The organism is Kutzneria sp. CA-103260 (genome assembly GCF_018263855.1).
In the GTDB taxonomy this organism is placed as follows: Bacteria; Actinomycetota; Actinomycetes; order Mycobacteriales; family Pseudonocardiaceae; genus Kutzneria.
The window spans coordinates 9,900,520-9,926,497 of sequence record NZ_CP073318.1 but is presented as its reverse complement, the minus strand read 5'-3'; the positions used below and the strand labels follow the sequence as shown (position 1 = coordinate 9,926,497).

Annotated in this window: 25 protein-coding genes and 1 pseudogene; 11 read left to right on the top strand and 15 right to left on the bottom strand. The window is 70.0% G+C overall.

What is annotated here, in order from left to right:
• Positions 1–7: 7 nt before the first annotated feature.
• Positions 8–1,171, bottom strand: a complete 1,164-nt coding sequence (locus JJ691_RS44425) for a hypothetical protein (RefSeq protein ID WP_211765410.1) — start codon at positions 1,169–1,171, stop codon at positions 8–10.
• A gap of 347 nt (positions 1,172–1,518) precedes the next feature.
• Positions 1,519–2,277 (bottom strand): VOC family protein, encoded by a 759-nt coding sequence (locus tag JJ691_RS44420; protein WP_211765409.1) that lies wholly within the window; start codon positions 2,275–2,277, stop codon positions 1,519–1,521.
• A 178-nt stretch (positions 2,278–2,455) separates the two neighbouring features.
• Between JJ691_RS44420 and JJ691_RS44415 the strand changes: the two genes are divergently transcribed.
• Positions 2,456–3,802 (top strand): carotenoid oxygenase family protein, encoded by a 1,347-nt coding sequence (locus JJ691_RS44415; protein WP_211765408.1) that lies wholly within the window; start codon positions 2,456–2,458, stop codon positions 3,800–3,802.
• Positions 3,799–4,446, top strand: coding sequence for a VC0807 family protein (locus tag JJ691_RS44410; RefSeq protein WP_211765407.1), 648 nt, complete (start codon positions 3,799–3,801; stop codon positions 4,444–4,446). The genes JJ691_RS44415 and JJ691_RS44410 overlap by 4 nt, the downstream gene beginning before the upstream one ends.
• Here JJ691_RS44410 and JJ691_RS44405 read toward each other — a convergent pair.
• Complete coding sequence (locus JJ691_RS44405) at positions 4,443–5,048, bottom strand: TetR/AcrR family transcriptional regulator (RefSeq protein WP_211765406.1); 606 nt, start codon at positions 5,046–5,048, stop codon at positions 4,443–4,445. The genes JJ691_RS44410 and JJ691_RS44405 overlap by 4 nt on opposite strands.
• Before the next feature lie 94 nt (positions 5,049–5,142).
• On the opposite strand from JJ691_RS44405, the gene JJ691_RS44400 reads away from it, so the two are divergent.
• Positions 5,143–6,330 (top strand): cytochrome P450, encoded by a 1,188-nt coding sequence (locus JJ691_RS44400; protein WP_211765405.1) that lies wholly within the window; start codon positions 5,143–5,145, stop codon positions 6,328–6,330.
• A gap of 173 nt (positions 6,331–6,503) precedes the next feature.
• Entirely contained in the window at positions 6,504–8,081 is a 1,578-nt protein-coding gene (locus JJ691_RS44395; protein ID WP_211765404.1) for a beta-N-acetylhexosaminidase, read from the top strand.
• Between the two features lie 136 nt (positions 8,082–8,217).
• Here JJ691_RS44395 and JJ691_RS44390 read toward each other — a convergent pair whose 3' ends face one another.
• The 3 genes from JJ691_RS44390 to JJ691_RS44380 all read right to left on the bottom strand — a co-directional run bounded on the left by JJ691_RS44390 (position 8,218) and on the right by JJ691_RS44380 (position 9,673).
• Entirely contained in the window at positions 8,218–8,976 is a 759-nt protein-coding gene (locus JJ691_RS44390; RefSeq protein WP_211765403.1) for a GNAT family N-acetyltransferase, read from the bottom strand.
• A 56-nt stretch (positions 8,977–9,032) separates the two neighbouring features.
• A complete protein-coding gene (locus JJ691_RS52715) occupies positions 9,033–9,191 on the bottom strand; it encodes a hypothetical protein (protein WP_249227422.1) in 159 nt (52 codons plus the stop codon).
• A gap of 116 nt (positions 9,192–9,307) precedes the next feature.
• Positions 9,308–9,673: a DUF6247 family protein gene (locus tag JJ691_RS44380; protein ID WP_211765402.1), complete on the bottom strand. Its 366-nt coding sequence runs from the start codon at positions 9,671–9,673 to the stop codon at positions 9,308–9,310.
• A 187-nt stretch (positions 9,674–9,860) separates the two neighbouring features.
• On the opposite strand from JJ691_RS44380, the gene JJ691_RS44375 reads away from it, so the two are divergent.
• From JJ691_RS44375 to JJ691_RS44365, 3 genes are all read left to right on the top strand, one after another.
• Positions 9,861–11,075 carry an acetyl-CoA C-acetyltransferase gene (locus tag JJ691_RS44375; RefSeq protein ID WP_211765401.1) on the top strand — a complete coding sequence of 405 codons (1,215 nt, stop codon included), beginning with the start codon at positions 9,861–9,863 and terminating at the stop codon, positions 11,073–11,075.
• A gap of 11 nt (positions 11,076–11,086) precedes the next feature.
• The gene (locus JJ691_RS44370) at positions 11,087–13,276 is read left to right on the top strand and encodes a 3-hydroxyacyl-CoA dehydrogenase NAD-binding domain-containing protein (RefSeq protein ID WP_211765400.1); all 2,190 of its coding nucleotides are present in this window, start codon (positions 11,087–11,089) and stop codon (positions 13,274–13,276) included.
• A gap of 178 nt (positions 13,277–13,454) precedes the next feature.
• Complete coding sequence (locus JJ691_RS44365) at positions 13,455–15,194, top strand: alkaline phosphatase family protein (protein WP_211765399.1); 1,740 nt, start codon at positions 13,455–13,457, stop codon at positions 15,192–15,194.
• Between the two features lie 65 nt (positions 15,195–15,259).
• Here the strand turns inward: JJ691_RS44365 and mtnC are convergent, their stop codons facing one another.
• The 6 genes and pseudogenes from mtnC to rarD all read right to left on the bottom strand — a co-directional run bounded on the left by mtnC (position 15,260) and on the right by rarD (position 20,032).
• Entirely contained in the window at positions 15,260–15,901 is a 642-nt protein-coding gene (gene mtnC / locus JJ691_RS44360; protein ID WP_211765398.1) for an acireductone synthase, read from the bottom strand.
• Positions 15,898–16,461, bottom strand: coding sequence for a 1,2-dihydroxy-3-keto-5-methylthiopentene dioxygenase (locus JJ691_RS44355; RefSeq protein WP_211765397.1), 564 nt, complete (start codon positions 16,459–16,461; stop codon positions 15,898–15,900). The genes mtnC and JJ691_RS44355 overlap by 4 nt, the downstream gene beginning before the upstream one ends.
• A 10-nt stretch (positions 16,462–16,471) precedes the next feature.
• Positions 16,472–17,065, bottom strand: a complete 594-nt coding sequence (gene mtnB, locus JJ691_RS52710; RefSeq protein ID WP_249228345.1) for a methylthioribulose 1-phosphate dehydratase — start codon at positions 17,063–17,065, stop codon at positions 16,472–16,474.
• A pseudogene (gene mtnA, locus JJ691_RS52705) lies at positions 17,042–18,028 on the bottom strand (S-methyl-5-thioribose-1-phosphate isomerase); the annotation flags it as partial. The pseudogene mtnA and the gene mtnB, both read right to left, overlap by 24 nt.
• Before the next feature lie 222 nt (positions 18,029–18,250).
• Positions 18,251–19,084 carry an LLM class F420-dependent oxidoreductase gene (locus JJ691_RS44345; protein ID WP_211765395.1) on the bottom strand — a complete coding sequence of 278 codons (834 nt, stop codon included), beginning with the start codon at positions 19,082–19,084 and terminating at the stop codon, positions 18,251–18,253.
• Positions 19,085–19,087: 3 nt separating this feature from the next.
• Positions 19,088–20,032: an EamA family transporter RarD gene (gene rarD / locus JJ691_RS44340; RefSeq protein WP_249227421.1), complete on the bottom strand. Its 945-nt coding sequence runs from the start codon at positions 20,030–20,032 to the stop codon at positions 19,088–19,090.
• Positions 20,033–20,183: 151 nt separating this feature from the next.
• Between rarD and JJ691_RS44335 the strand changes: the two genes are divergently transcribed.
• The gene (locus JJ691_RS44335; protein WP_211765394.1) at positions 20,184–20,519 is read left to right on the top strand and encodes a hypothetical protein; all 336 of its coding nucleotides are present in this window, start codon (positions 20,184–20,186) and stop codon (positions 20,517–20,519) included.
• Here JJ691_RS44335 and JJ691_RS44330 read toward each other — a convergent pair.
• Positions 20,504–21,424, bottom strand: coding sequence for a helix-turn-helix domain-containing protein (locus JJ691_RS44330; RefSeq protein ID WP_211765393.1), 921 nt, complete (start codon positions 21,422–21,424; stop codon positions 20,504–20,506). The genes JJ691_RS44335 and JJ691_RS44330 overlap by 16 nt on opposite strands.
• Positions 21,425–21,517: 93 nt before the next feature.
• Here JJ691_RS44330 and JJ691_RS44325 point away from each other — a divergent pair, with 93 nt between their 5' ends.
• A complete protein-coding gene (locus JJ691_RS44325) occupies positions 21,518–21,748 on the top strand; it encodes a hypothetical protein (protein ID WP_211765392.1) in 231 nt (76 codons plus the stop codon).
• Here JJ691_RS44325 and rdmE read toward each other — a convergent pair.
• A complete protein-coding gene (gene rdmE / locus JJ691_RS44320) occupies positions 21,745–23,310 on the bottom strand; it encodes an aklavinone 12-hydroxylase RdmE (protein ID WP_211765391.1) in 1,566 nt (521 codons plus the stop codon). The two genes, JJ691_RS44325 and rdmE, sit on opposite strands and share 4 nt — an antisense overlap.
• 197 nt (positions 23,311–23,507) lie before the next feature.
• On the bottom strand, positions 23,508–25,061 hold the full coding sequence (locus JJ691_RS44315) for an alpha/beta hydrolase (RefSeq protein ID WP_211765390.1): 1,554 nt from the start codon (positions 25,059–25,061) through the stop codon (positions 23,508–23,510).
• Positions 25,062–25,194: 133 nt separating this feature from the next.
• On the opposite strand from JJ691_RS44315, the gene JJ691_RS44310 reads away from it, so the two are divergent.
• Together JJ691_RS44310 and JJ691_RS44305 are read left to right on the top strand one after the other, a co-directional pair.
• Complete coding sequence (locus tag JJ691_RS44310) at positions 25,195–25,605, top strand: hypothetical protein (RefSeq protein ID WP_211765389.1); 411 nt, start codon at positions 25,195–25,197, stop codon at positions 25,603–25,605.
• 16 nt (positions 25,606–25,621) lie between these two features.
• The gene (locus tag JJ691_RS44305) at positions 25,622–25,936 is read left to right on the top strand and encodes a hypothetical protein (RefSeq protein ID WP_211765388.1); all 315 of its coding nucleotides are present in this window, start codon (positions 25,622–25,624) and stop codon (positions 25,934–25,936) included.
• The last annotated feature ends 42 nt before the right edge of the window (positions 25,937–25,978 follow it).

Below are 25,978 nucleotides of genomic sequence, written 5' to 3'. Positions count from 1 at the left end.
CTCCAGTTCAGGCCGGCACGAGCGCGCGGCGCCGCCGGTCCCTGATCGAGACGGTGATCAGCAGGCCGATCTGGAGCAGGACCAGGGCCAGCGAGACCGCGGCGTCCCAGAAGGCGCCGTCGATCACCAGGCCGTGCCCCATCCGGCCGATCAGCCGCTGGGCGAAGACAGTGAACACGGGGATCACCCCGAATAGCGTGACCGCGATGACGCAGACATAGCCGGCCAGCATGAACGGCGCGTACCAGCGGGCGGTGGCGCGGTCCCGCTCGGTCCACTGGGATTCGTCCACCGGCGCGGCGGTCCGACCCAGCAGGCGCGAGAACCGGTTGCGCAGCAACGCTCTCGTCGCGCCGTGCAGGTCGGTGCACTCCAGCGCGGTGACGAAGACGAAGTACAGGTCGGTGCGCAGGAACAGGTAGAACTGCCAGGCGAGCCGGAGCAGTGTGCTGTAGGCCAGGGCCAGCGCGAGCCGGCCGACCCAGGAGCTGTCGGCGGCGGCGATCAGCGTGAGCACCGACGTGAACAGCAGGTCGCCGACCATGCCGGCCAGAAACGGCAGGTAGCGCTGTCGCCGGGGCACGCCGTGCAGACCGACCAGGGTCGTCTCGAAGACGAAGTAGACCAGTCGCCGGCCGACACCGAGCCTGGTCGGCAGGCCAAGGCGGCGGCCGGCCAACACGTGCAGCGACTCGTGCAGGAAGATGCCGGGCAGCTGGCCGATCGCGAGCACGACCTGCACCAGGACCAGGGAATCGCTGAAGAACACGCTCTCCGGCCGGGGCAGCAGCCGCGGCTGCGCCACCACGGACGCCACGGCGGCGGCCACCACCGCCGCGTACAGGATCCAGGCCAGGGGCGAGAACGCCCACCGCCCCAGCCGCCGCAGCGGAACCTCGGCCCGGACCGCCTCGGTCTCGCCGCCGGTGCGGACGAAACCCAGTTCCCGCAACGTGTCCACGAAGTCGTCGATGTCCACCGACTCGCCGTAGGTGAGCCGGTACCAGTCGGCGGCGGCCGCCGGCTCCTCGCCGTCCTGCAGACGCCTGAGCAGGGCGACGCCGTCGGCCGGCAGCACCACGAAGTCGTCGGTCTCCGGGCGGCCGACCAGGAACTCGTCGTGCTCGGGGAGGATGGTGAGGTCGTAGAGGTCCAGCGACGGTCCGGGCATGGTCAGGTCCCCTCGTGGCCGGCGAAACGCCGGGTGCGCCGTGGCGCACCCGGCGCGTCAGGTCAGGCGCAGTTCGTGTACGCCTGCGCCGGGCTGGTGAGCGTGACCGGGGTGGTCCGGCGAACCGCGATCTTCTTCATGACTTGGCCCTCCTCGTGACTCTCACGTCGGCGCCGGGTCGGCGCCGAAGTCGATCGTGCTGGCGACGCCGGCCCGTAGCATCCGGGTTTTCCCGGGCGACGGCGGTTGTGCCCGATCGGGCGGAACCCGCTGGGAAGCAAGACAAAAGGGCCATTCCTCCCGTTTGATCGAGAGGAATGGCCCTGGCCGGTGAAGTTGAGCAGGCCTCAGCTCTGCGGGCCGGACATCAGGGCGAAGACAGCGCCCTGCGGGTCCTGAATGACGGCCATCCGGCCGAACGGCGTGTCCTTGGGCTCGCTGACCACCGCCGCGTCTTTGCTGTCGGCGATCGCCGCGGTGGCGTCTGTGTCGGCGACGGCGAAGTACACCCGCCAGTCCGGCTGGGCGTCCGGCACGGTGAAGATGCCGCCGACGTCCCGTCCGTCGACCCGGAACGTGGTGTAGTCCATGCCCGGCATGGGATCGGCGATCTCCACCCCGAACACGTCGGCGTAGAAGGCCCGGGCCCGGGCGGCGTCGGGCGTGGACAACTCGTTCCAGATCCAGGTGCCGGGCTCGTTGACCAGCCGCGAGCCGATGTGCCGGCCGGGTTCCCACACGCCGAACACGCCGCCGGTCGGATCGGCGGCGATGACCATCTTGCCCTCGCCCATCACGTCGATCACCTCGGTCATGGCCCGCCCGCCGTGCTCGACGATGGCCTTGTGGGTGGCCGCGGCGTCGTCAGCCTTGAGGTAGGTGGTCCACGCGACCGGCGTCTCGCCCTGGTCCGGCATCTGCTGCATCAGCCCGGCGACGCTGTGCCCGCCGAGCAGCGCCTGCGTGTAGTGGCCGGTCTCCGGCGGTCCGACGAAGTACTCCCAGCCGAACAGCGCCGTGTAGAACTCCTTGCTGGCATTGACATCCGTGCTGGACAGGTCGATCCAGCACGGCACCCCCCGCGCGTACTCGCTCGCCTCGGGCATGGCGTCCTCCGCTTCGGCTACCGACGAGGCCCCACACTCTGCCAGCCGGCCGGCCCGGCGGTGTCAGCGAACCTGACGAGGTGACGGGATCGAGCGGTCCCGTTGACGCCCCGTATCCACCTCCCACCGTCGTCATGTCAGTATTGACATGTCACTGTCCACGTGTCACCTTTGGGATATGAGCGAACAGTCACCGAGCTACCTGGCCGGACACCTGGCGCCGGTCCCCGACGAGATCGAGGCGCTGGACCTGCAGGTCACCGGCGCGCTCCCGACCGAGCTGACCGGCCGCTACTTCCGCAACGGCCCCAACCCGAAGCCGGGCCAGGACAGCGGCCACTGGTTCACCGGCGACGGCATGATCCACGGCGTTCGCCTGAACCAGGGCCGCGCCGAGTGGTACCGCAACCGCTGGGTGCAGACCAGGCGGTTGGAGGGCGCGTCCTACCTTCGCCCGGACGGCACCCGCGACCTGGCCGCCGGCGCGGCCAACACGTCGGTGATCGAGCACGGCGGCCGGATCTTCGCGCTGATGGAGACCAGCTTCCCGTACGAGATGAGCCCCGACCTGGACACGCTCGGCCCGTGCGACTTCGACGGCCGGCTCACCACCGGCATGACCGCGCACCCCAAGGAGGACCCGGAGACCGGTGAGCTGCACCTGTTCGACTACGGGTTCCAGCCGCCGTTCCTGACCTACCACCGGCTCTCGGCCGACGGCCAGCTGATCACCAACTTCCCGGTGCAGGTGCCGGGGCCGACGATGATGCACGACTTCGCCATCACCCGGAACCACGTGGTGTGGCTGGACCTGCCGGTGGTGTTCGACCTGGACCTGGTCGGACGGGGCATGCCGTACCAGTGGAGCGACCAGTACACGTCACGGATCGGCTTGATGGGCAAGGACAATCCGATCGTCCAGTGGTTCGACGTGGAGCCGTGCTACGTCTTCCACGTGGGCAACGCCCGTGAGGACGAGCAGGGCCGGGTCGTGCTGGACGCCATCCGCTACAGCCGCGAGGCCTGGTTCGCCAGCTGGTCCCACATCGGCGGCACGGCCCCGCGCGCCGAGCAGGCCGCCGCGCTGGCCGTGAGCAAGCTGCACCGCTGGATCCTCGACCCGGCCACCGGCAAGGTCACCGAGCAGGAGCTGGACGACGGCGCCGCCGAGTTCCCGACCGTGGACGACCGGCGGGTCGGGCTGCCCAACCGCTACCTGTACGCGGTCGACCAGAGCGCCATCGTCAAGTACGACACCGACCGCGGCGTGGTGGCCCGACATGAACTCGGCGAGAACTGGCGCGCCGGCGAAGCGGTGTTCGTTCCCGCCGAGGACTCCAGCGGGGAGGATGAGGGCTGGCTGCTGTCGATCGCCACCAACACCGATCCGACTGTCGCCTCCCAACTACTCGTGCACGACGCCACCGACCTGGCCGCCAAACCGGTCGCGGCGGTGTTGCTGCCCCGTCGGGTGCCGGCCGGCTTCCACGGGTCCTGGATTCCGGACGGAGAACTCACGCGATGACGGAGAAGACCGATGCCCCCGGCGTGGCAACGATGCTCAGATCGCTGCTGGTGGACGTCGGCGTGCCCGCGCTGGCCTACTTCGTGGCGCACTGGCTGGGGGCCAGCGACTTCGTGGCGCTGCTGACCGGTTCGGTCATCGCGCTGCTGCGCACGCTGTTCGTGGCGGTGAAGGACCGCAAGTTCCAGCTGTTCTCGGCGTTCATGGTCGGCGTGTTCACTGTCGGCCTGGTGCTGTCCTTCGCCACCGGCGACGCCCGCTTCCTGCTCGTCAAGGAATCGGCCGGCACCTTCGTCGCCGGCGTCGCCTTCCTGGTCAGCTGCCTGTTCGGCAAGCCGCTCATCTACTTCGCGGCGCTGCGCATGCAGCCCGGCCGGGAGGCCGAGTTCGGCCAGCAGTGGCAGGAGAACGCCGGCTTCCGCCGGACCTTCTTCACGCTGTCCGTGGTCTGGGGCGCCGGGCTGGTGCTCGAGGCACTGCTGCGGGTTCCGCTGGTGTTCCTCCTGCCGATCGAGGTCATGGTCACCGTGTCGACGGTGATGCTGGTCGCCGCGTTCGTGCTGCTGGCCGTGTGGACCAGGTGGTACGTCGGTCGCGTGCGGGCCAAGTTCGCCGCCGCTCAGGGCGAGCTCGCGTCCGACTAGTCCGCCGCGAAGACCGCGCGGTGCCAGATCGCGGTCAGCGTGTCCACCAGCTCGTCCTGGCCGAGTGCGCCGGCGTTGTGCGAGATGACGTGCTCGGTCATGCCCACCAGCATGGTGGCCAGCGCGTGCGCGGAGGGCGGTCCCGCCGGGGCCGCCCCCGTCTCACGACCGCGTTCGATCATGTCCACCGTGGCCGCGACCAGCCGGCCGGTCATGTCGGCCATGAACTCCTTGGCCTCCGGCGGGGCGTCCGGGCTGTCCGCCGCCATCAGCACCGCGCCGTGCTCGTGCCACATCTTCACCGCCAGCCCGATGCTCTGCCGCACGGTCTTGCGCATGTCCGACTGGGGCTCCAGCCAGCACTCGACGACCTGCGTGACCAGGTCGTCGGAGACCCGGGCCAGCAGCGCCAGCAGCATCGCCTGCCGGGACTCGAAGTAGAAGTAGAAGCTCGACCGGGAGATGCCGGCGCCCCGGGCCAGCTCCTCGATGCCGATCTCGGCCAGCGGCTTGACCGCCAGCAGCCGCTCCGCCGTCTCCAGCAGCGCTTCCTGCTTGCGGTCCCCCTTGCTGGGGCCTCGACGGCGGGTGGGTGCGGACACCACGCGATCGTACCGTCCGGGTCATTTTCGACAGCGTGTCGATTTTTCTCGTCACGCTGTTGACGCGGCGTGGGAGCGGGGCCACAGTGGTGTCATGACGTTGACCGTTGACCAGACGCCGTTCGGCTTCGACCCCCTGCGGCCCGGTTTCCGGGACGACCCGTACTCCGTCTACCGGCGGCAGCGCGAGACCGATCCGGTGCACCACAGCCCGCTGGGCATGTGGACGCTGACCCGCCACGCCGACTGCGAGGCGGCGCTGCGGGACCAGAAACTCGGGCACGGCGAGGGCATGAACGGCCGCATCGACCACCTGTCGTTCCTCACCCTCAACCCGCCCGACCACACCCGGTTGCGCGGCCTGGTCAGCCGGGCCTTCACCCCGAAGGTCATCCGCGAGCTGCGGCCGCGGATCCAGCAGCGGGTCTCCGAGCTGCTGGATCCGCTGCGCGGGGCCGGTGAGTTCGACCTGATCGACGCGTTCGCCTATCCGCTGCCGGTGATGGTGATCAGCGAGCTGATCGGCGTGCCGGTCGAGGACCAGCGCCGGTTCAGCGGCTGGTCCGAGGAGATGGCCCGGGGCATCGACCCCGACTTCCTGCAGACGCCCGAGCAGCTGGTCCGGCGGGACCAGGCCAAGCTCGAGTTCGACAACTACTTCCGCGAACTCATCGCCGCCCGCCGCGGCCACCCCGCCGACGACCTGCTGACCGACCTGCTGACCGGCCTGATCGCCGCCGAGCAGGACGGCGACAAGCTCGACGAGCAGGAGCTGCTGGACATCCTCGCCCTGCTGCTCGTCGCCGGGCACGAAACCACCGTCAACCTCATCGGCAACGGTGCCCTCGCCCTGCTGCGCAACCCGTCCCAGCTGGCGTTCCTGCGCGAGCACCCCGACCAAGCCCCCGCCGCCACTGATGAGCTGCTCCGCTACGACCCCCCCGTGCAGTTCGTCTCCCGGATCGCCCTGGCCGACACCGAGGTCGCCGGCCACCACGTCGCCGCCGGCGAGATCGTCTCCATGGTCCTCGGCGCCGCCAACCGCGACCCCGAGGCGTTCCCCGACCCCGACCGCCTCGACCTCACCCGCCAGTCCGGCCGGCTCGTGTCCTTCGGCCAGGGCATCCACTTCTGCCTCGGCGCTCCCCTGGCCGGCATGGAGGGCCAGCTCGCCCTGGCCGGCCTCGCCGCCCTGCCCGACCTGACGCTGGTCGACGACCGCCCGCCCTACCGCGACCACTTCATCCTGCGCGGCGTCTCGACGCTACGGGTTCGGGCCTGAGGAAATCGGGCTTCGCAAACCTGAAGAGGGCGAGGCATCGGCTACCCCGGGGGCCGAGCCCGCGCGGAACGCGCGGCATCAAAGTGGTCTATACCTTGACAGTCCGCCCGGGGCTGTATCCAATGGGTTTCCGCCGCCATGTCCCGGTCCCCGGCTCGGGAGGACACCCAGTCATGTCAACAATCCCCCGGCGGCTGGTCGTTGCGGCCGCCGCCCTCACCATGCTCGGGTCCGCGGCGGCGTCCGCCGAGGCGGCGCCGGTGAAGCCGAAGGCGGTGCCGTACGCCAGTGTGGTGCCGGCCCCGGCGTCGGCCACCCAAGCGAGCTCGACGTTCACGCTGGCCAGCGGGGCGCGAATCGCGGCCAGCGGCCAGGCGGCGTCAGTTGGCGACTACCTGGCCGGCGTGCTGCGGCCGGCGACCGGCTTCGCACTGCCGGTGGACAAGTCGTTCGTGGCGCACGCGGTGGACCCGATCCAGCTGCTGATCGCACCGGACGCTTCCCTCGGCGACGAGGGCTACCAGCTGACGGTGAACGCCGGCTCGGTGGTGCTGACGGCGAACAAGCCGGCGGGCCTGTTCGAGGGCGTGCAGACGCTGCGGCAGCTGCTGCCGGCGAGCATCGACGCCAACACCACGCAGCCGGGCCCGTGGACGATCCAGGGCGGCAAGATCACCGACCACCCGCGCTTCGCCTACCGCGGCGCGATGCTGGACGTGGCCCGCCACTTCTTCGGCGTGGACACGGTCAAGACCTACATCGACGAGATCGCCCGCTACAAGGTCAACACCCTGCACCTGCACCTGACCGACGACCAGGGTTGGCGGCTGCAGATCAACAGCTGGCCGAAGCTGGCCACCTACGGCGGCAGCACCGAGGTCGGCGGGGGCGCGGGCGGCTACTACACGCAGGCCCAGTACAAGGACATCGTGGCCTATGCGGCCAGCCGGTACATCACGATCATCCCCGAGGTCGACATGCCGGGCCACACCAACGCGGCCCTGGCCTCATACGCGGAGCTGAACTGCAACGGCGTCGCCCCGCCGCTCTACACCGGCACCGACGTGGGCTTCAGCACGCTCTGTGTCGGCAAGGACGTCACCTACAAGTTCCTGGACGACGTGATCGGCGAGCTCGCGGCGCTGACCCCCGGCCCCTACATCCACATCGGCGGCGACGAGTCGAAGTCCACCAGCGACGCCGACTACAAGACGTTTGTCGCCAAGGTGCAGCAGATCGTGGCCAACCACGGCAAGACCGCGATCGGCTGGCACGACATCAGCAAGGCGGCGCTGCTGCCCTCGACTATCGGGCAGTACTGGGACACCACGCCGACCAACGCCAGCGTCCAGGCGGCGGCCAAGAAGGGCACGCACTTCATCCTGTCCCCGGCCAACCTGGCCTACCTGGACATGAAGTACACCGAGCAGACGCCGCTGGGCCAGGACTGGGCTGGCCTGATCGAGGCCAAGGACGCCTACAGCTGGGATCCCGGCAAGTACCTGACCGGCGTGAACTCCTCCCAGGTGAACGGCGTCGAAGGTCCACTGTGGACGGAGACCATCGTCCGGCTGGCCGACATCCAGTACATGGCCTTCCCGCGCCTGGCCGAGCTGGCCGAGCTGGGCTGGTCGCAGGCGGCCTCGCACGACTGGAACACGTTCAAGACGCGGCTGGCCGCGCAGGGACCGCGGTGGAAGGCGCAGGGCGTGAACTTCTACGCCTCGCCGCAGGTGCCGTGGGCCAAGTAACCGGCTCCCGAAACGGCCGGCCGGGGTCGCCCCGGCCGGCCGTTTCGCGCCCAGGGCGCGTCCATGCCCAGGCGCACATGGCATCGCCTCGTGGAGTCGGCACGCTGGTCCAGCGGGTGGTGAGCCGGAGGGGAGCTCACCACCCGCCGCACGCCCGCACGTACTCGTGGAAACGGCCGACCGGGGCGAATCCCAGTCGGCCGTACCAGTTCTGGGGCCAGTCGTCGCCGTCCGCGAACAGGAACACCGTGTCGCAGCCCCGGGCCCGCCGCAGCGCCTCCCGCATCACCGCCGTCGAATAGCCACGGCCGCGATACGCCGGCAGCGTCGTGACGTACTCGATCTGCGCGATGGCCTGGCGCCGATAGAAATCCGCCCGCGACACCGGTTCGCCGTCCTGGCGGACGGCCAGGAAGTGCACCTCGTCGGCCCCCTTGTGCCGCTCCCGCACCCTCGTGGCCAGCTGCCCCACCTCGTCCTCCGGCAGCTCCGGCTCGTCGGCCCGCCACTCCTTGCGCAGCATCTCGACCATCACCGGCAGCTCCAGCGACTCCACCGGGACCGCCGGCGCCGGCGACGTCTCCCCCTCGAACCGCATCGCCACCAACGGATGCGGCCGGTAGCCGGCCGCCAACGCCGATCCCTCGAACGCCCGGCCCGCCTCGTCGTCAAGGAACACGATCACCCGGTAGTCGAGGTCCCGCATCACCTCGTCGGCCGCCGCCAGCAGCTCCGCCGGCTCCACCGTCTCTCGGACCAGGATCCGATTGTTGTTGTACGAGACGGGAAAGTCCCGATGCCGCACCGCCACTCCGCCCGGCACCGGGATCACCTCGGAGGCCTGCCGGCAGGCGAAGGCCACCAGGAAGTCCACAATGTCGTCCGGGGTGCGCATCCGGCCACGGTAGCGACGCGGATCCGGTGGCGTCCGTGATCGAGCCGACGGCGGCCCTATGGGGCAACCGATACCCAGTTGACGATCAGCACGTCGACCCGCCGCTGGTCGGCGAGCAGCAGGTAGGTGACCAGGCCGGGACCGCCGCCGAAGACCAACTGGTAGAGGCCACCATCCGGGTTGTCGGCGTTCAGCGGCTCACCTCGCTCGGGCACCAGCGCAAGAACCTTGAACGCGTCAGCCAGCGCCCCAGCGCGGTCGGCGGCAGGGCCCTGATCTGGGCACGCGCGTTCGGGTCGATGTCGAGCTCGTAGGACATGGAACGGAACCGTCAGATGCCCAGTTCAGCCTTAAGGTCGTCCCACGAGACGCTGCCCTCGCGGGGAGTTCGCGTCCGCTGGGCCTCGATCATCGCCTTGACGGCGTCGGCATCCGTGTCGGTCTGCCACGCCACCCGCCGCCACACCCGCAGGACATGGTGCAGCTCGTCCAGGCTGAGCGTCCGCCGCGCCGAGGTGAGCGCCGCGGCGTAGGCGGCGTCGAACTCGGCGGCATGCTCGGATAGCAGCGCGGCGCGGATCGCGGCCGGGGAGCCGAACCTGGCCGCCGCTTCCTCGTCACCGGCCCACTCTGAACGCGTCTCGACGGCCCGGTCGGCGAACCGGTCGGGCTCCGGGGCATGCGTCGGAGAAGCCATGCAGCCACGATAACGCCGACCAGTAATGACCGGTAGCGACCAACACTGACCAGTAGCGATCAACACCCGATCAGGGAGAGACCCAACTCACATTCCGGGCGGTATGTGATACATGCAGGCCGGATTGATTGTTACTTGGGGCGGCGCTACCTTCGACGTGATGCCCGAGTCAGGAGGCGCCACAGCCATGAGCACCGAAGCTTTTGTGTTCGACGCGGTCCGGACCCCGCGGGGGAAGGGCAAGCAGAACGGGTCGCTGCACGAGGTCAAGCCCGTATCCCTGCTCGTCGGCCTGATCGACGAGCTGCGCACCCGCAACCCGAACCTCGACCCGGCCCGCATCGACGACGTGGTGCTGGGCTGCGTGACCCCGGTCGGCGACCAGGGGGCCGACATCGCCAAGACGGCGGCGCTGGCCGCGGGCCTGCCGAACACGGTGGCCGGCGTGCAGCTGAACCGGTTCTGCGCCTCGGGCCTGGAGGCGGTGAACATCGCGGCGCAGAAGGTGCGGTCGGGCTGGGACGACCTGATCCTGGCCGGCGGCGTGGAGGCGATGTCCCGGGTGCCGATGGGCTCGGACGGCGGCGCCTGGGCGATGGACCCGGAGACGGCCTACGACACGAGCTTCGTGCCGCAGGGCATCGGGGCCGACCTGATCGCCTCGATCGAGGGCTTCTCCCGCGAGGACGTGGACGCCTACGCGCTGGAGTCGCAGGCCCGCGCGGCCAAGGCGCAGAGCAACGGCTACTTCGACCGCTCGGTGGTGCCGGTCCGCGACCGCAACGGCCTGACGGTGCTGGACCGCGACGAGTTCATCCGCCCGCAGTCGACGATGGAGGGCCTCGGCGAGCTGAAGCCGTCCTTCGCCACGATCGGCGAGATGGGCGGCTTCGACGCGGTGGCGCTGCAGAAGTACCACTGGGTGGAGCGCATCAACCACGTGCACACGCCCGGCAACTCCTCGGGCATCGTGGACGGCGCGGCCCTGGTGGCGATCGGCAGCGAGCAGATCGGCCAGGAGTTCGGCCTCACCCCGCGGGCCCGCATCGTGGCCACCGCGGTCAGCGGCGCGGACCCGACGATCATGCTGACCGGCCCGGCCCCGGCCTGCCGCAAGGCGCTGGCCAAGGCCAACCTCACGGTCGACGACATCGACCTGGTCGAGATGAACGAGGCCTTCGCCGCGGTGGTGCTGCGCTTCATGCGCGACATGGACATCCCGTGGGAGAAGGTCAACGTCAACGGCGGCGCGATCGCCCTGGGCCACCCGCTGGGCGCGACCGGCGCGATGATCCTCGGCACGATCGTGGACGAGTTGGAGCGGCGGGAGCTGCGCCGCGGAATGGTCACCCTGTGCATCGGCGGCGGCATGGGCCTCGCCACCATCGTCGAGCGCGTCTGAGGGACGAGGTCATGAGCGAGTACTTCAAGTGGGACAAGGACTCCGACGGCATCGTCACGCTGACGATGGACGCGCCCGGCCAGTCCGCGAACACCATGAACCAGGAGTTCACGGACGCGGTCACGCAGGTCGTGGAGCGGCTGCGCCGCGAGCGTGACGACATCACCGGCGTGGTGGTGGCCTCGGCCAAGAAGACGTTCTTCGCCGGCGGCGACCTGAACGACCTGCGCCAGGTCACGCCGGCCGACGGCGAGCGCTTCATGGCCACGCTGACCAGCACCAAGGCGGCGCTGCGGGGCCTGGAGACGCTGGGCCGGCCGGTCGTGGCGGCGCTGAACGGCTCGGCGCTGGGCGGCGGCCTGGAGATCGCGCTGTCCTGCCACCACCGGGTCGCGCTGGACAACCCCAAGTCCCGCTTCGGTTTCCCCGAGGTGACGCTGGGCCTGCTGCCCGGCGCCGGCGGCGTGGTGCGCACGGTCCGCATGCTCGGCATCGCCGACGCGCTGCTGAAGCTGCTGCTGCAGGGCCAGCAGCTGGCCCCGGCCGCGGCCAAGGAGACCGGCATCGTCGACGAGGTCGTGGCGACGCCGGAGGAGATGGTGTCGCGGGCCAAGCAGTGGATCAAGGACAACCCGGAGGCCGTGCAGCCCTGGGACGTCAAGGGCTACAAGATCCCCGGCGGCACGCCGTCGGTGCCGAAGTTCGCCGCCAACCTGCCGGCCTTCCCGGCCAACCTGCGCAAGCAGCTCAAGGGCGCGCCGATGCCGGCGCCGAAGGCGATCCTGTCGGCCGCGGTCGAGGGCAGCCAGGTCGACTTCGAGAACGCGCTGCGCATCGAGTCCCGCTACATGCTCCAGCTCTCGGCCGGCCAGGTCTCGAAGAACATGATCAAGGCGTTCTTCTTCGACCTGCAGAGCATCAACAAGGGCGGCAGCCGGCCGCAGGGCGTGCCGCAGTACACGGCCAAGAAGGTCGCGGTGCTGGGCGCCGGCATGATGGGCGCGGGCATCGCCTACTCCGCGGCCCGCTCCGGCATGCAGGTGGTGCTCAAGGACGTCTCGGCCGAGGCGGCCGAGAAGGGCAGGAACTACTCGGTCGGCCTGCTGGACAAGGCCGTGAGCCGGGGCAAGCTGACCACCGAGAAGCGGGACGAGATCCTGGCCCGCATCACGCCCACCGCGGACGTCGCCGACCTGGCCGGCTGCGACCTGGTGATCGAGGCGGTGTTCGAGAACACCGAGCTCAAGCACCAGGTGTTCGCCGAGATCGAGAACGTGGTCGAGCCGGACGCGCTGCTGTGCTCCAACACCTCGACGCTGCCGATCACCGGCCTGGCCGAGGGGGTGAAGCGGCAGGCCGACTTCGTGGGCCTGCACTTCTTCTCGCCGGTGGACAAGATGCCGCTGGTGGAGATCATCCGTGGCGCCAACACCAGCGACGAGGCGCTGGCCAAGGCGTTCGACGTGGTGCTGCAGCTGAAGAAGACGCCGATCGTGGTCAACGACAGTCGCGGCTTCTTCACCAGCCGCGTCATCGGCACGTTCATCAACGAGGGCGTGGCCATGCTGGGCGAGGGCCTGCCGGCCGCGTCTATCGAGCAGGCCAGCACCCAGGCCGGCTACCCGGCGCCGGTGCTGTCGCTGATGGACGAGCTGACGCTGACCCTGCCGCGCAAGATCCGCGACGAGTCCCGCAAGGCGGTCGAGGCGGCCGGCGGCACCTGGGTCTCGCACCCGGCCGAGCAGGTCATCGACCGCATGGTGGTGGAGTTCGACCGCGGCGGCCGCGCCTACGGCAAGGGCTTCTACGAGTACGCCGACGGCAAGCGCGCCGGCCTCTGGTCCGGCCTGGCCGAGCACTTCGGCAGTGCCTTTGCAGGTGGGCCGGGCATCATCCGCGATGGCGACAATATTCCGTTCCAGGACATGAAGGAGCGGATGCTGTTCGCGGAGGCCATCGAGACGGTGAAGTGCGTAGAGGAGGGCGTGATCACCGCCGTCGCCGACGCCAACATCGGCTCCATCTTCGGCATCGGCTTCCCGGCCTGGACCGGTGGTGTGCTCCAGTACATCAACGGCTACGAGGGCGGCCTGAACGGTTTCATCGCCCGGGCCGAGGAACTGGCCCAGCGCTACGGCGACCGCTTCACCCCGCCGGAGCTGCTGCGCAAGAAGGCCGCCGCCGGCGAGACCTTCGAGTAGCCAACCGCGTCTGTCCACGTTGTACACCTGTCCGGTTCAGACTTGGCCCCAGTGGCCAAGTCTGAACCGCGGGTGAAGGATTGGCGACACGATGGTCTGCCGGTAGTCTGCCCTTCGCCGGGGGTTCAACGTCGCTCCCGACACTGCACTGCACCACAACGCGGTGAAGGGGCAGCACATGAGACGGCTGGGGATTCTCTTAGGCAGCTTGGCGATCGTGCTCGCGGGCGCGCCGGCGGTCGCGGCGACCGGCAGCGGCAACCTGATCGTCGGCGGGGACGCCGAGGCGGGCTACTGCACGACCGACTGGCACGCGGCGACGACCATGCCCGGCTGGACGGTGGCCACCGGCAGCCCGGATGTCGTCTGCTACTCGGCGGGTTCGTTCGGACATCCGGTGAATCCCGCGCCGGGCAAGGCTTTCCTCGCCCCCGGCGACCAGGGTGACAGCGCGATGTCGCAGACCGTCGACGTTTCCTCCGCGGCGACGGCGATCGACGGCGGCGGCGTCACCTACGACCTGTCCGGCTGGCTCGGCGGCTGGACCACCTATGCCGGCTACGCCGTGGTCTCCGCGCAGTTCCTGGACGGCTCCGCGCACCAACTCGGGGCCACGGCACAGCTTCCGACCGTCAGCGAGTCCGATCGCGGCGGCCAGACGGAGTTCCTGGCCCGCGACACCACCGGCGCCGTGCCGGCCGGCACGCGGTCGATCCTCGTGCAGGTGTGGTTCCTCAACAGCACCGGGGAATCCGGCTACGCCGACAATCTCTCGCTGACGCTGTCGACCCCGGTGCGCCAGCCGGTGCTGACCCCGCCGCCGAGCCAGGTTCCCGGCTACGACCACGTGTTCACGGTCATGATGGAGAACACGAACTACTCGGCGATCATGGGCGACGCCGCGGACACGCCGTACCTGCGCAGCCTGATGGCGCAGGGCACGACGATGGCGAACTACCGCGCCGTCTACCACCCCAGCGACGAGAACTACCTGGCCATCGCCGGCGGCGACACGTACGCGAACGGCGCCACCTACTTCCCGAACATCAACGACCCCAACAAGAATCTCGGTGACGAGCTCGAAAGCGCCGGCAAGAGCTGGAAGGCGTACGAGCAGGGCATGGGAACTCCCTGCAACACCACCACGCAGTACGACAAGTACTACGAGCCGGACGACGCGCCGTTCATCAACTACACCGACGTGAGCGGCAACTCGGCCCGGTGCCAGGCCCATCTGTTCGACACCAACCAGCTCGCCACCGACCTGGCCAGCGCCTCGACCACGCCGGCTTTCTCCTGGCTGGCGGCCGACGACTACTACGACGGCGAGGCCTCGGGCAACGGCAGCGCCACCAGCCTGAAGGTCCAGGACGGCTGGCTGAAGCAGACCCTCGACCCGATCCTGCACTCGCCGGCGTGGACCACGCAGCGCTCGCTGCTGGTCGTCACCTGGGACGAGAACGAGTCCGGCGCCGGCAACCAGGTCGCCACGATCGTCGTCGGCTCGCAGGGCACGGTCGCGGCCGGCCGGGTCAGCAACACCCGCTACGACCACTACAGCGCGGGACGCACCATCGAGGCGGCGCTGGGCCTGCCCGCGATCACCGCCAACGACCGGTACGCCACGCCGCTCAACGACGCCTTCGCCACCCCGACCGGCGGCAGCACGCTGACCGCCGGCGCACCGGGCACCTTCCAGTACTCGACGCCGGCCGCCACGGTCAGCGCCAAGAACTGGATCGGCATCTACCCGGTCGGCGTGGTGCCGGGCCAGCAGGCGGCGACGACCTGGCAGTACGCGCCCAACGCCAGCGGCTCGCTGACCTTCAACCCGGGCAAGGGTTCCTGGGCCGCCTGGTACTGCTACAACGACGGTTACACCGTCCTCGCCGGCCCAACCCCCTTCACCATCAGCTGAAACCGGTAATTCAATTGCCTGAGAGCGGGACTCGCGGAAACCCCGCGAGTCCCGCTCTCAGGCACTTATATGTCGAGTTCCGCGAAGCTGCTGATCTTGGGATGCCGGCCCACGTCCGGGGAGTCGTCCTCGGGCCGGGAGACGCCGATGGTGTGCCAGCCCGCCTCGGCAGCGGCGTCCAGCTCCGCCGCCACGTCGGACAGGAACGTCAGCTCCCCCGGCTCCACGCCGATGGACTTCGCGATCGCCTGGTACGAGGCGACTTCCCGCTTCGGCCCGGCCGACACCGTGTCGTAGTGCCCGCAGAAGTGGCCGAGCAGGTCGCCGTGTTGGGTGTGCCGGAACCACAACCGTTGCGCCAGCTCGGATCCCGACGAGTACACGTACACCGGCACACCCTCGGCCGACCACCGCGCCAGCACCGGCGGCACGTCGTCGTACACGTGCGCGGTGAGCTCGCCGGAGGCGTAGCCCTCGGCCCAGATCAAGCCCTGCAATGTCTTCAGCGGCGTGGCTTTGACGTCCGCGTCGATCCAGCCGACCAGGATCCGGGCCGCCTCGTCCGGATCCTCGGCCACCTCCCGCACCACCTCCGCCGCCTCAGGCCGGCGTACCCACTCCCGCACACGCGACCGCGAGTAAGGGAACAGCACGTCGTGCACATGGGCGATGGCGCTGGTGGTGCCCTCGATGTCGGTGACGATCACACCAACTCGTCCAGGGTCGGCATCCGGGACGAGATGCCGTCCCCGGTGAAGCCCGCGACCCAGCCGTCCTCCTCCTGGAAGAACCGGATCGCGCAGAACTCCGGCTGCGAGCCCATGTCGAACCAGTGCGTGGTGCCGGCCGGCACCGACATCAGGTCGCCGCGCTCGCACACCACGGCGTACACCTTGCCGGCCAGGTGCAGGTAGAAGCAGCCCTTGCCCTCGACGAAAAAGCGGACCTCGTCCTCGTCGTGGGTGTGCTCGTTGAGGAACTTCTCCCGCGCGCCCTTGGCCTTGGCCGGCCACTCCGGGTCGTCCGAGGGCTTCATCCGGACCACGTCGACCAGCCGGTAGTCGCCGGCCTTGGACACCTTCTCCACGTCGGCCTGGTAGGCCGCCAGCACCTCGTCCTGGCCGGCGGTGTCGGACAGCTCGACGGTGTCCCACTGCTCGAGGGTGATGTTGAACGGAGCCAGCTCGGCGGTGATCGTCGCGAGGTCGGTGGTGCGCAGCAACACCTCGTCGCGGTCGCCGTCGGCCATGACCTGCAGCAACGTCATCGAAGTTCTCCTAGTTCGTGAGCAGGTGCAGCCGGCAGAGGGCCTCGATGCACTCCACCCGGTTGCGGGCGATCTCCAGGGTAGGTCCCCAGGCGGTGACGCCGTGGTGGCCGATCAGCAGCACCGGCACTGAGCCGTCGACCTGCTCCCCGATCTCGGCGGCGATGCGCGGCACGTCCGACCAGTTGGTGAACACCGGCACGGTCAGCGAGCTGGGGTCGGCGACGCCGAAGCCCTTGATGATCTCGAAATCGGTGAAGCGGACCGAGTTCTCCCCGGCGGCCATCGCCTTGGCCGCCACCGCCGTCGCGTACGGCGGATGGGCGTGCACCACCGCACCGCAGTCCGCGAACGCCTTGTAGATGGCGGCGTGGATGGACGTCTCGGCGGACGGCTTCGGGCCGGAGATCCGCTCCCCGGTCTCGGCCTCCACCACCACGACGTCGGCCGGGGTCAGCTCGCCCTTGCTGCGGCCGCTGGCGGTGATCAGCGCCTGGGAGCCGATACGCACCGACAGGTTGCCGGCGGTGCCGTCCAGCCAGCCGCGCTGGTAGAGGCCGCGGGCGATCTCGGCCAGCTGCCCGGCCGGCCGCTGCGGCCACACCCGGTCCTCGGTGACGATCGCCGTCACGAGGTCGTTGGGCGTGACGTCGAAGGCGGGGTTGAACACCGGCGTGTCTGGCAGCGCCACCCGGTGCCCGTGGAAGGCGATCACCTCGTCGGCGTGCCGCTGCTCGATGACGATCTGCGAACCGTCCGAAATGGACTCGTCCACAGTGGACTCTGGTGCCACCACCACGAACGGGATGCCGCTACGGGCCGCGGCCACGGCCAGCGAGTAGGTGCCGACCTTGTTGGCCACGTCGCCGCTGGCGGTGATCCGGTCCGCGCCGACCATCACCACGTCCACCAGGCCGGCGGCGATCGCGGCCGGGCCGGCGGAGTCCACGCACAGCCGGAACGGGATGCCGGCCTGGGTCAGCTCCCACGCCGTCAGCCGCGCGCCCTGCAGCAGCGGCCGGGTCTCGCCGGCCAGCACCTCTTCGACCAGGCCACGCGCGGCCAGTTCCTTGATGCCGCCCAGCGCGGTGCCGACGGCCACGGTGGCCAGCGCGCCGGTGTTGCAGTGGGTGAGGATCCGCAGCGGGCGACGGCTGGTCAGGCCGAGCACGGCGTCGGCGGCCCGGGCCGCCATCGCGTGATTGGTCCGCTCGTCCTCCTCCAGCATGGCCAGCGCCTCGTCCAGCACGGCCCGCGCACCGCCGGGGAGTTTCGTCAGCACCCGGCGCACGGCCCAGCTGAGGTTGACCGCGGTCGGCCGCGCGTTGGCGATGCGCTCGGCGTCCTCCCGTACGGACTGGTCATCACCGTCGCTGAGCTGCGCCGACAGCGCCACCGCGAGCGCACCGGCCACGCCGATCGCGGGCGCGCCGCGAATGGCCAGCCGCTTGATGGCGTCGATGACCTCGTCGGGTGTCGTCAGGCGCAGCACGGTCCGCTCGTGCGGCAGCGCGCACTGGTCCACGGCCACGACGGCGGCTCCGTCCCAGGCCAGCGTCCGCTCCAATGGTCCCCCTAGGGCCGACGGTGCAAAACGTTCCCAGTCTGCACGTTCATCGGCCGCGGTGTTAGCCGTCTTCCAGCTGACGGGAGGCCTTGACGGCGGTCACCAACCGTGTCGGCTGTGCTCATGCGCCGCGTGCCGCGGCGAGGATCAGGGTCGACACGAACGGGGCATCCACCCGCGCGTGCCGTACCCCGATTCTGGCCGTGACCTGCGGTCGAGGGCTCAAGAAAGACCCTGAGCCAACCCGGAGAGCGACCGCCACTCGGCGACGGGCAGCGGGTCGCTGAGGATCTGGATGCACACGTGGTCGGCGCCGCCGTCGAGGTGCTGCTGGAGCCGGTCGCCGATGACGTTCTCGTCGCCGATGGCCACGGTGGCGTCCACGATCCGGTCGCTGCCGCCGTCGGCGAAGTCGGCGTCGGTGAAGCCGAGCGTGCGCAGGCTGTTCGTGTAGTTCGGCAGCTGGAAGTACAGCTTGAGATGGTCGCGGGCGATCTCGCGCCCCTTGGCCACGTCGGTGGTCAGCACCGCCTTGAGCTCCGGCGCCAGCAGCGGGCCGGTGCCGAGGATCTCGCGGGCCCGGGCGGTGTGCTCGGGCGTGACGAGGTAGGGGTGCGCGCCGGCGGCCTCCTGGGCCGACAGCTCCAGCATCTTGGGCCCGAGGGCGGCGAGCACGCGTTCCTGCTTCGGGTGGCCGGCCGCGTTCAGCCCGGCCAGGTAGTCACGCATGGCCGAAAACGGCTTGGCGTAGTTCTTCACCAGTGGGGCGTGGCTGGCGCCGAGACCCAGCAGGAAGCGGCCGTTGAACTTCTCGTTGGCCGCCTTGGACTGCGCGGCCACGTCGGCGGCCTCGTGCTGCCAGATGTTGAGGATGCCGGTGGCCACGGTGAGCCGCGTGGTCGCCGCGAGCACGTTCTCGGCCCGCGCCACCGACGGGCTGCCGCCGATCCAGATCGCGCCGTAGCCCAGCTCGTCCAGCTCGGCCGCGGCCTCGCGGGACCTCGGCACGTCATCGGCGATGTCGTGCCCCCAGATGCCTACCCGTCCCAGTTCCACAGCTCACCCTTCCGGTCGACTTGTACGACCAGAATCGTACAACCGTCGGCCGGCGTCCGCCACGAGGACCGCCAGGGCCAGCCAGACCAGGCCGAACCCGATCCACCGGGTGGCGTTCATCTGCTCGTGGTCGATCAGGATGCCGACCAGGAACTGGAAAACCGGAGCCAGGTACTGCACCAGCCCCAGCGTCGACAGCGGCAGCCGGATCGCCGACGCGCCGAAGCACAGCAGCGGCACCACCGTGATCAGGCCCGCGCCGACCAGCAGCAGCGAATGGCCGGCGCCGTGACCGAGGAACGTGCCGACGCCGATCACCTCGATCACCACCAGGTACGCCGTGGCCGGCACGAACAGGACCGCCGTCTCGGCCGCCAGGCCCTCGATGGCCGGCAGGTTGACCCGCTTCTTCAAGAAGCCGTAGGTCGCGAACGCGACAGCCAGGATGAGCGCGATCCACGGCGGCCGGCCGTAACCGACCGTGAGCACGCCGACCGCGACCACGCCGATGCCGACCGCGACCCACTGGGCGGGGCCCAGCCGCTCACGCAGCACCACCACGCCGAGGGCGATGGTCAGCAGCGGGTTGATGAAGTAGCCGAGCGAGGTCTCCACCACGTCGCCGGCGTTCACGCCGTAGATGTAGGTGCCCCAGTTGACGGCGATGGCCACCGCCGCCAGCGCGAGCATGCCGAGCCGCGCCGGCTGCCGCAGCAGCTGGCCGACCCAGGCCCAGCGCCGGCGCACCAACAGCACGACCACCAGCAGGACCAGCGACCAGACCATGCGGTGGGCCAGGATCTCCACCGCGCCGGCCGGTTCCAGAATGGGGAAGTAGAGCGGGAACAGGCCCCACATGCCGTAGGCGGCGATCGCGAGCCACAGGCCCTCCCGGGACCGGTCGGCCGGGGCAGGGTTGTCGACCTGGGTTGACTGGGAAACGGCCACGATGTCAGCTAACCCCGGGCCACACCGAACTTCTATTTACTATTTCTGCACGGCTCTTGAAGTTTTGCTACAAGGTCTGACGCTGCGTGACCGGTGCCCTCACACCGACGGGCTAGTGACGGTGGCCACCCGTCGCCAGGATCCTGAGCCGATGGCCGACCTCATCGAGCTTTCCGCCGAGTTCACCGACCGGCTCGGTCCGACCGAGCAGGTGCGCGCCGTGCTCTCCGGCCCCACCGGCACGCTGGTCGTCACCGACTTCCGGGTGCTGGCCGCGGGCTCGCACATCCCGCTGACCGAGGTCGTGTCGGTGGCCACCGCCGGCAACTCGATGTCCGGCGGCGCGCTGTCGATCCGGGCCGAGCACCTGGAGCTGCGCTGCACCGGCGTGCCCTTCGAGCAGGCGCAGCGCTTCGCCGCCGCGGTGCGCAGCGGGCTGGCCCGGGTGCAGGCCGCGGCCTGGATGCCCACTCAGCGCGGGAACTGATCCAGTAGCTGCCGGCGGTAGCCGATCGGCGAGGTTCCGTACACCGCGCGGAACAGCCGGCTCACGTGCGTCGGATCGAGCACGCCCCAGCGGGCGGCGATCGCCGCCACCGGCACGGTCGCCTGCCCGGGGTCGGCGAGATCGTCGCGGATCCGTTGCAGGCGGCGGGTTCTGATCAGCGCGGCGATCGTGGTGCCGCTGCCGGCGAACAGCTTGTGCAGGTACCGCTGGGAAATGCCGTGCACCTGGGCGATCATCTCGACCGACAGGTCCGGGTCGCCCAGGTTGGCCTCGCAGTAGGCAACCACCCGCTCCCGCATGGACGTTCGCGGATCGGTCAGCCGGGCGTCGCCGGTGAAAACCTTTCCCAGCAGTGAAAGCAGCGCGTCGGCCAGCTGCGTGCCGCCCTCGGCGACGGTGGCGTCGAGATCCTCGGCCAGGCCGTTGAGCATGCCGGCGACCACTCGGCGCAGGCCGGCGTCGGTCTCGGTCGGCCGCGCGATCGCCTGCCGCAGCGCCGATGCCTGACCGGCCAGCCGATCCCGTGGCACGCCGACCACAACCGTCCGGTAGGTGGTGCCGTAGACCAGGCCGTACGGGCGGGTGGTGTCGTACACGACGAGGTCGCCGGGGTTGACCACGGTGTGCCGGCCGTCCTGGCCCAGCATGCAGGATCCGCTCAGGTGCAGGGAGAACTTGTACAGCTCGGGGTCGGACGACGTGATCAGCCGCTGCGGACGCCAGACGCCGCCCGGGTTTCCGGTGATGTCGGCCACCAGCAGGCCGCCCGCTGTCGCGTACCGGATGCCACCGTCGAAGTCGAAGTCCTCGGTGGTCAACCGGAGCGGGGCGAAGGCCGCCGACGCGGCCTGCTGCATGGCTTCCAGGCGCTCATTGCGCTGCACTTGCGCGACGCTAGCGATCCGTGCGGGCGATGGCGATGTGACATGCGCCCGATGGCGAGGCGAGGTCGGCGTCCGCTCCTACCGTTTGCCACCATGACCGGCCCGTTCATCTGGTGGCACAGCCGCTACGACGACCAGGTGCACGCCTTCCCTCTGGCGCAGATAACCCAAGTGGGACAAGGCGTTCTGGCCGCTCGCTGCGACCACACCGCGCACCGCGACCTGATCATCGACAGTGCCGACGGCATGCGCTGCTTCCGCTGCGTGCTGCTCGTCAGCTGCCCCGAATCCCCCGCCCGGGCTACCCCTATCAGGTGGATCTAGCGGTCCAATACGGTGGCCAACGCGCCCAGCAGCGCCCACGTCGGCTCCTCCGGCGGTTCGACCGCCCGCCACGCGACGACGCCGTCCGGCCGGACCAGGCTCGCCCCCGACGCGCCGATTCCGTACCGGGCAAGGAACTCCTCGCCGCCGACGGTGCGGGTGCGCACCGCGACGCCGAACCGGGCGGTGACGTCGGCGGCGACCTCGGACCAGAATCCCCCGTTCGGCCCGCACAGCAAAACGAAACCGTCGCCGAACAGGTCCACGGTGGACAGCCGCTCCCCCTCGCTCGGCAACCACACGTGCGGCGCCCGGAATCCGGGGCGGCCCGACGGCCGGTGCGGATCCTCGGCGTCGGCCGGATCCTCGTCCTCGGTCACGACCGCGTCAGAGCGGTAGCGGAACCCGAGCGTGAGCTCGGCCGCGCGCTGCTGCTCGGTGGTGGTGTCGTCGGTGTCGGCCCCGGGTCCGCGGCTGGCCGCCAGCCGCAACGCCTCGGCCACCACCCGCTCGGCGATCGGCCGCCGCTCGGCGTCGTAGGTGTCCAGCAGTCCCGGCCCGGCCGTGTCGTCGAGCACCGCAGCCAGTTTCCACGCCAGGTCGTAGGCGTCGCCGATCGCCGTGTTGCCGCCGAAGCCGCCGCTGGGCGGCGTGACCTTGGCCGCGTCGCCGGCCAGCAGCACGCGCCCCTCCCGGAACCGGTCCGCCACCAGAGCCGCCATCTCCCACGGCCGCACGGCCCGGATGTCGGGCTGGAGGTCCGGCCGCTCGGTGACCAGCCGGATCAGCTCCGTGCAGCGCTCCGGCGTGAAGTCATCCACCGACTGCCCGGCCGCCGGGTCGTAGCCGACGCTGAGCAGGTGCCGGTGGTAGGCGCCGTCGACAGTGATGAACACGCCGTTCACGTGCTCGTTGTGCAGCACGTGCAGCGTCGGCTGCTGGTCGGCCAGGTCCCCGAGGTCGGCGTCGAAGATGATGCTGGCGTTGTGCCCGAGGCTGCCCGGGCCGTGCCGGCCAATGCCCAGCGCCGCACGCACCGCGCTGCGATTGCCGTCCGCGGCGACGAGATAGTCGGCCCGCACCTGGCTGGTCCAGCCGTCGTGGTCGCGGACCTCGGCCGTCACCCCGTCCTCGTCCTGGGTGAACGACACCAGCTCCGTGTCGAAGCGGAGCTGCGCGCCCAGCTTCTCGGCGTGCTGGCGCAGCAGCGGCTCCAGCTTGTCCTGGCCGGCCGTGCCCATGCTGGCCGGCGACAACGTGCCCGCGTCCGTGGTGTCGGTCTCGGAGATCTCCTCGTGGAAGGTCGGCCCTGGCAGCGTGCCCGCGATCCTGACCCGGAACACACTCGTGCCCGGCTCCGGCGTCGGCACGTCGCGGGCCACCCCGCCGAAGCCCAGCAGCTCCATGGTGCGCTGGTTCTGGCCCACCGCCCTCGGGAAGATCGACGTCTCCGAACGCCGCTCCACCAGCAGCACGTCCACGCCCCGCCGGGCCAGGAACACCGCGCTGGACAGCCCGGCCAGCCCCGCGCCGACCACCAGCACCGACACCCGCTCACCCATGACCGCTCCCCCCGAAAAGCAACTCAACGGGGAGACAACTTAGATGCCGAGATATTCAGCGGTCAAGGGATTTAGGCGGAGGCGGTTGGGCGACGGCCAGTTCCCTACTTGAGTGGCTCACTTGACTTGAGGACCAAGCGAGCCACTCATGTGGTCCCCCAGAGTCATATGAGCCACTCAGGTGGGACAGCAGGTGATCAGCGCCGGGGCAGCACCCGGGCGGCCAGGGCGCCGACGGGATCGGGCAGATCACGGGCCGCCGAGGCCTTGGTGGGATCGGGCAGGGCGTGGCCGGGGCAGGTCACGTCGGCCGCGGGCACCGCGCCGGTGAGCAGGTAGGCGGTGACGTTGGTGTCCACGCAGGCGTTGTGCACCCACGGCTCGTTGTAGACGCCGTGCGAGCCGCCGCCCTGCTCAATGATCATCCGGGAGCTGGGCAGCAGCTGGTGGGTGCGCAGCGCGCCCTGGTACGGGGTGGCGGCGTCGAGGGTGCCCTGGACCATCATGATCGGCGGCAGGCCGGCGCCGGTGATGCGCGGCGCGGACGGCTGGGGCAGCGGCCAGAACGCGCACGGCAGGTTCATCCAGGCGTTGGCCCAGGTCTCGATGGGCGCCTGCTTGGCGACGGCGATGTTGTCGTTGTTCCAGACCGACCAGCTCCGCGGCCACCGGGCGTCGTTGCACTCGACGGCGGTGTAGACGGCGTTGCTGTTCTCGCCGTCGGCGGTGGCCGGGTTGTTGTCCTTTGTGTACGTGACGAGCGCGGTGGCGTCGCCCTTGACCACGTAGTCGCTCAGCGCCCGGGCGTTGCTGACCCAGTTGATGTCGTAGTACCCGGAGTTGACGACCACGGAGTCGAGCTCGGCCGGCCCGACCGGACCGGCCGGTTTCGCGGCCAGCGACGAACGGGCCTTGAGGTAGTTGGCGTACACGGCGTCGTGACCGGCGCCGAGGTGGAACACGCTGTCGTAGCGGCCGATCCAGTCGAACCAGATGTCGGACCGCTTCTGGAAGGCGATGTCCTGGTCGAGGTTGGCCTGGTACCACACGCTGGACGGGTCGGCGTTGATGTTGCTGTCCAGCACCATCCGCCGCACCCGCTGCGGGAACAGCTGCCCGTACACGGCGCCGAGGTAGGTCCCGTACGACACACCGAAGTAGTTGATCTGGGACTCGCCCAGCGCCACACGGATGGAGTCCATGTCCCGCGCGGTGTTCAGGGTGTTGACGTACGGCAGCTCGGCCCCGGACCGGGTGGCGCAACCGTTCGCATAGGACCTGGCCCGCTTGATGAACGGGACCTTGTCGGCCTCCGTGGCGGGATTGGGGTCGGCCGCCGGGGTGGCGAAGAAGGACGGGTCGACGCAGCTGATCGGGCTGCTCTTGCCGACGCCACGGGGATCGAAGCCGATGAAGTCGTAGGCGGCGCGCACGCTGGCCGGCACGGCGCCGGCGGCGAACAGGCCGCTGCCGCCGGGACCGCCGGGGTTGAACAGGATCACGCCCTGTCGCGTGCCGGTGGCCTTGAACCGGGAGACAGCGATGGTGATCTTGGCGCCGGCCGGCCGCGAATAGTCCAGGGGCACGCTGATGGTGCCGCACTCGTACCGCGGCTGCCCCTCGCAGACGTGGGTGAACACCTTGTCGGACGCGGCGGGCCGCGGCTCGGAGGTCGGTGTCCCGGCTGCCGCCGGCGCCGCGCCGGCCACCAGGGCAACAACAGCACAGACGCCCGCCAGGGTCGATTTCACGGTGAGGTCCCCTCGCTTTCCCACGACCGACGGAGCAGTTCACCGCGAACCGGGTCCACCACCCCAGCCCGACCGGCCATGCGTTACGAAAGCGTTATCCCCGATCGGGTCATTTTCGTGTTGGGGTGCACCCATGCTGGTGCTCCGCTGCTCGCCGACCAATCCGCGAGTGCTGTCCGTGATCGTCCTGATGGGACTGTTGTCCCTCGCCACCCTGGTCGCCGGATTCACGTCGATCGGCTCGCTCGGCCCCCTGCAGATCGTGGTGTGGCTGCTGATCGTGGCCGTGTTCGCCCTGATCCCGCCGGCCTACCTCCGGCGCACCCGGCTTGAGCTGGACGACCGCCAGCTGCGGGTGCACGTGCTGATCGGCCCGTCCAGCAAGGTGGACCGGGACCGGATCAGGGCGGTCACCATGGCCCGCCGGGGCACGCACTTCGTGCTCGACGCCGACGGCCGCCGGCTCACCGCGTTCCGGGACCTGTGGTCCTACCAGCAGTTGGAAGGGTTGCGTGAAAAGCTTCACGCCGATCTGGTGGAGTAGTTGAGATAATCGACCGGTGACCGACGACGGACTCGGCTGGTACGGGGTGCGCTGCGTGTTCCGGTGGACCAACCACGCGAACCAGCCGTATGAAGAGCGGATCACCTTGTGGCGCGCGGCCTCCGCCGCGCAGGCGGTCGAGCTCGCCGGCCGGGAGGCCCGCGACTACGCCCGCGACAACGGCGTCGAGCACCTCCGCTTCGCCCAGGCCTACGCGCTGTCGGAGGACCGGATCACCCAGGGCACCGAGGTCTTCTCCCTGTTACGGGACAGCGACCTCAAGCCGGAGCCCTACCTGGACACCCACTTCGACACCGGCAAGGAACACTGAGTTTTTGGCGCCGCCTTCGGCGTCGCGGCCCGGCCCCCGGGT

Coding starts and splice junctions, on each gene's coding strand:
- JJ691_RS44425 (WP_211765410.1), bottom strand. CDS start 1,171: ATGCCCGGACCGTCGCTGGACCTCTACGACCTCACCATCCTCCCCGAG.
- JJ691_RS44420 (WP_211765409.1), bottom strand. CDS start 2,277: ATGCCCGAGGCGAGCGAGTACGCGCGGGGGGTGCCGTGCTGGATCGAC.
- JJ691_RS44415 (WP_211765408.1), top strand. CDS start 2,456: ATGAGCGAACAGTCACCGAGCTACCTGGCCGGACACCTGGCGCCGGTC.
- JJ691_RS44410 (WP_211765407.1), top strand. CDS start 3,799: ATGACGGAGAAGACCGATGCCCCCGGCGTGGCAACGATGCTCAGATCG.
- JJ691_RS44400 (WP_211765405.1), top strand. CDS start 5,143: ATGACGTTGACCGTTGACCAGACGCCGTTCGGCTTCGACCCCCTGCGG.
- JJ691_RS44395 (WP_211765404.1), top strand. CDS start 6,504: ATGTCAACAATCCCCCGGCGGCTGGTCGTTGCGGCCGCCGCCCTCACC.
- JJ691_RS44390 (WP_211765403.1), bottom strand. CDS start 8,976: ATGCGCACCCCGGACGACATTGTGGACTTCCTGGTGGCCTTCGCCTGC.
- JJ691_RS44380 (WP_211765402.1), bottom strand. CDS start 9,673: ATGGCTTCTCCGACGCATGCCCCGGAGCCCGACCGGTTCGCCGACCGG.
- JJ691_RS44375 (WP_211765401.1), top strand. CDS start 9,861: ATGAGCACCGAAGCTTTTGTGTTCGACGCGGTCCGGACCCCGCGGGGG.
- JJ691_RS44370 (WP_211765400.1), top strand. CDS start 11,087: ATGAGCGAGTACTTCAAGTGGGACAAGGACTCCGACGGCATCGTCACG.
- JJ691_RS44365 (WP_211765399.1), top strand. CDS start 13,455: ATGAGACGGCTGGGGATTCTCTTAGGCAGCTTGGCGATCGTGCTCGCG.
- JJ691_RS44355 (WP_211765397.1), bottom strand. CDS start 16,461: ATGACGTTGCTGCAGGTCATGGCCGACGGCGACCGCGACGAGGTGTTG.
- JJ691_RS44335 (WP_211765394.1), top strand. CDS start 20,184: ATGGCCGACCTCATCGAGCTTTCCGCCGAGTTCACCGACCGGCTCGGT.
- JJ691_RS44325 (WP_211765392.1), top strand. CDS start 21,518: ATGACCGGCCCGTTCATCTGGTGGCACAGCCGCTACGACGACCAGGTG.
- rdmE (WP_211765391.1), bottom strand. CDS start 23,310: ATGGGTGAGCGGGTGTCGGTGCTGGTGGTCGGCGCGGGGCTGGCCGGG.
- JJ691_RS44310 (WP_211765389.1), top strand. CDS start 25,195: ATGCTGGTGCTCCGCTGCTCGCCGACCAATCCGCGAGTGCTGTCCGTG.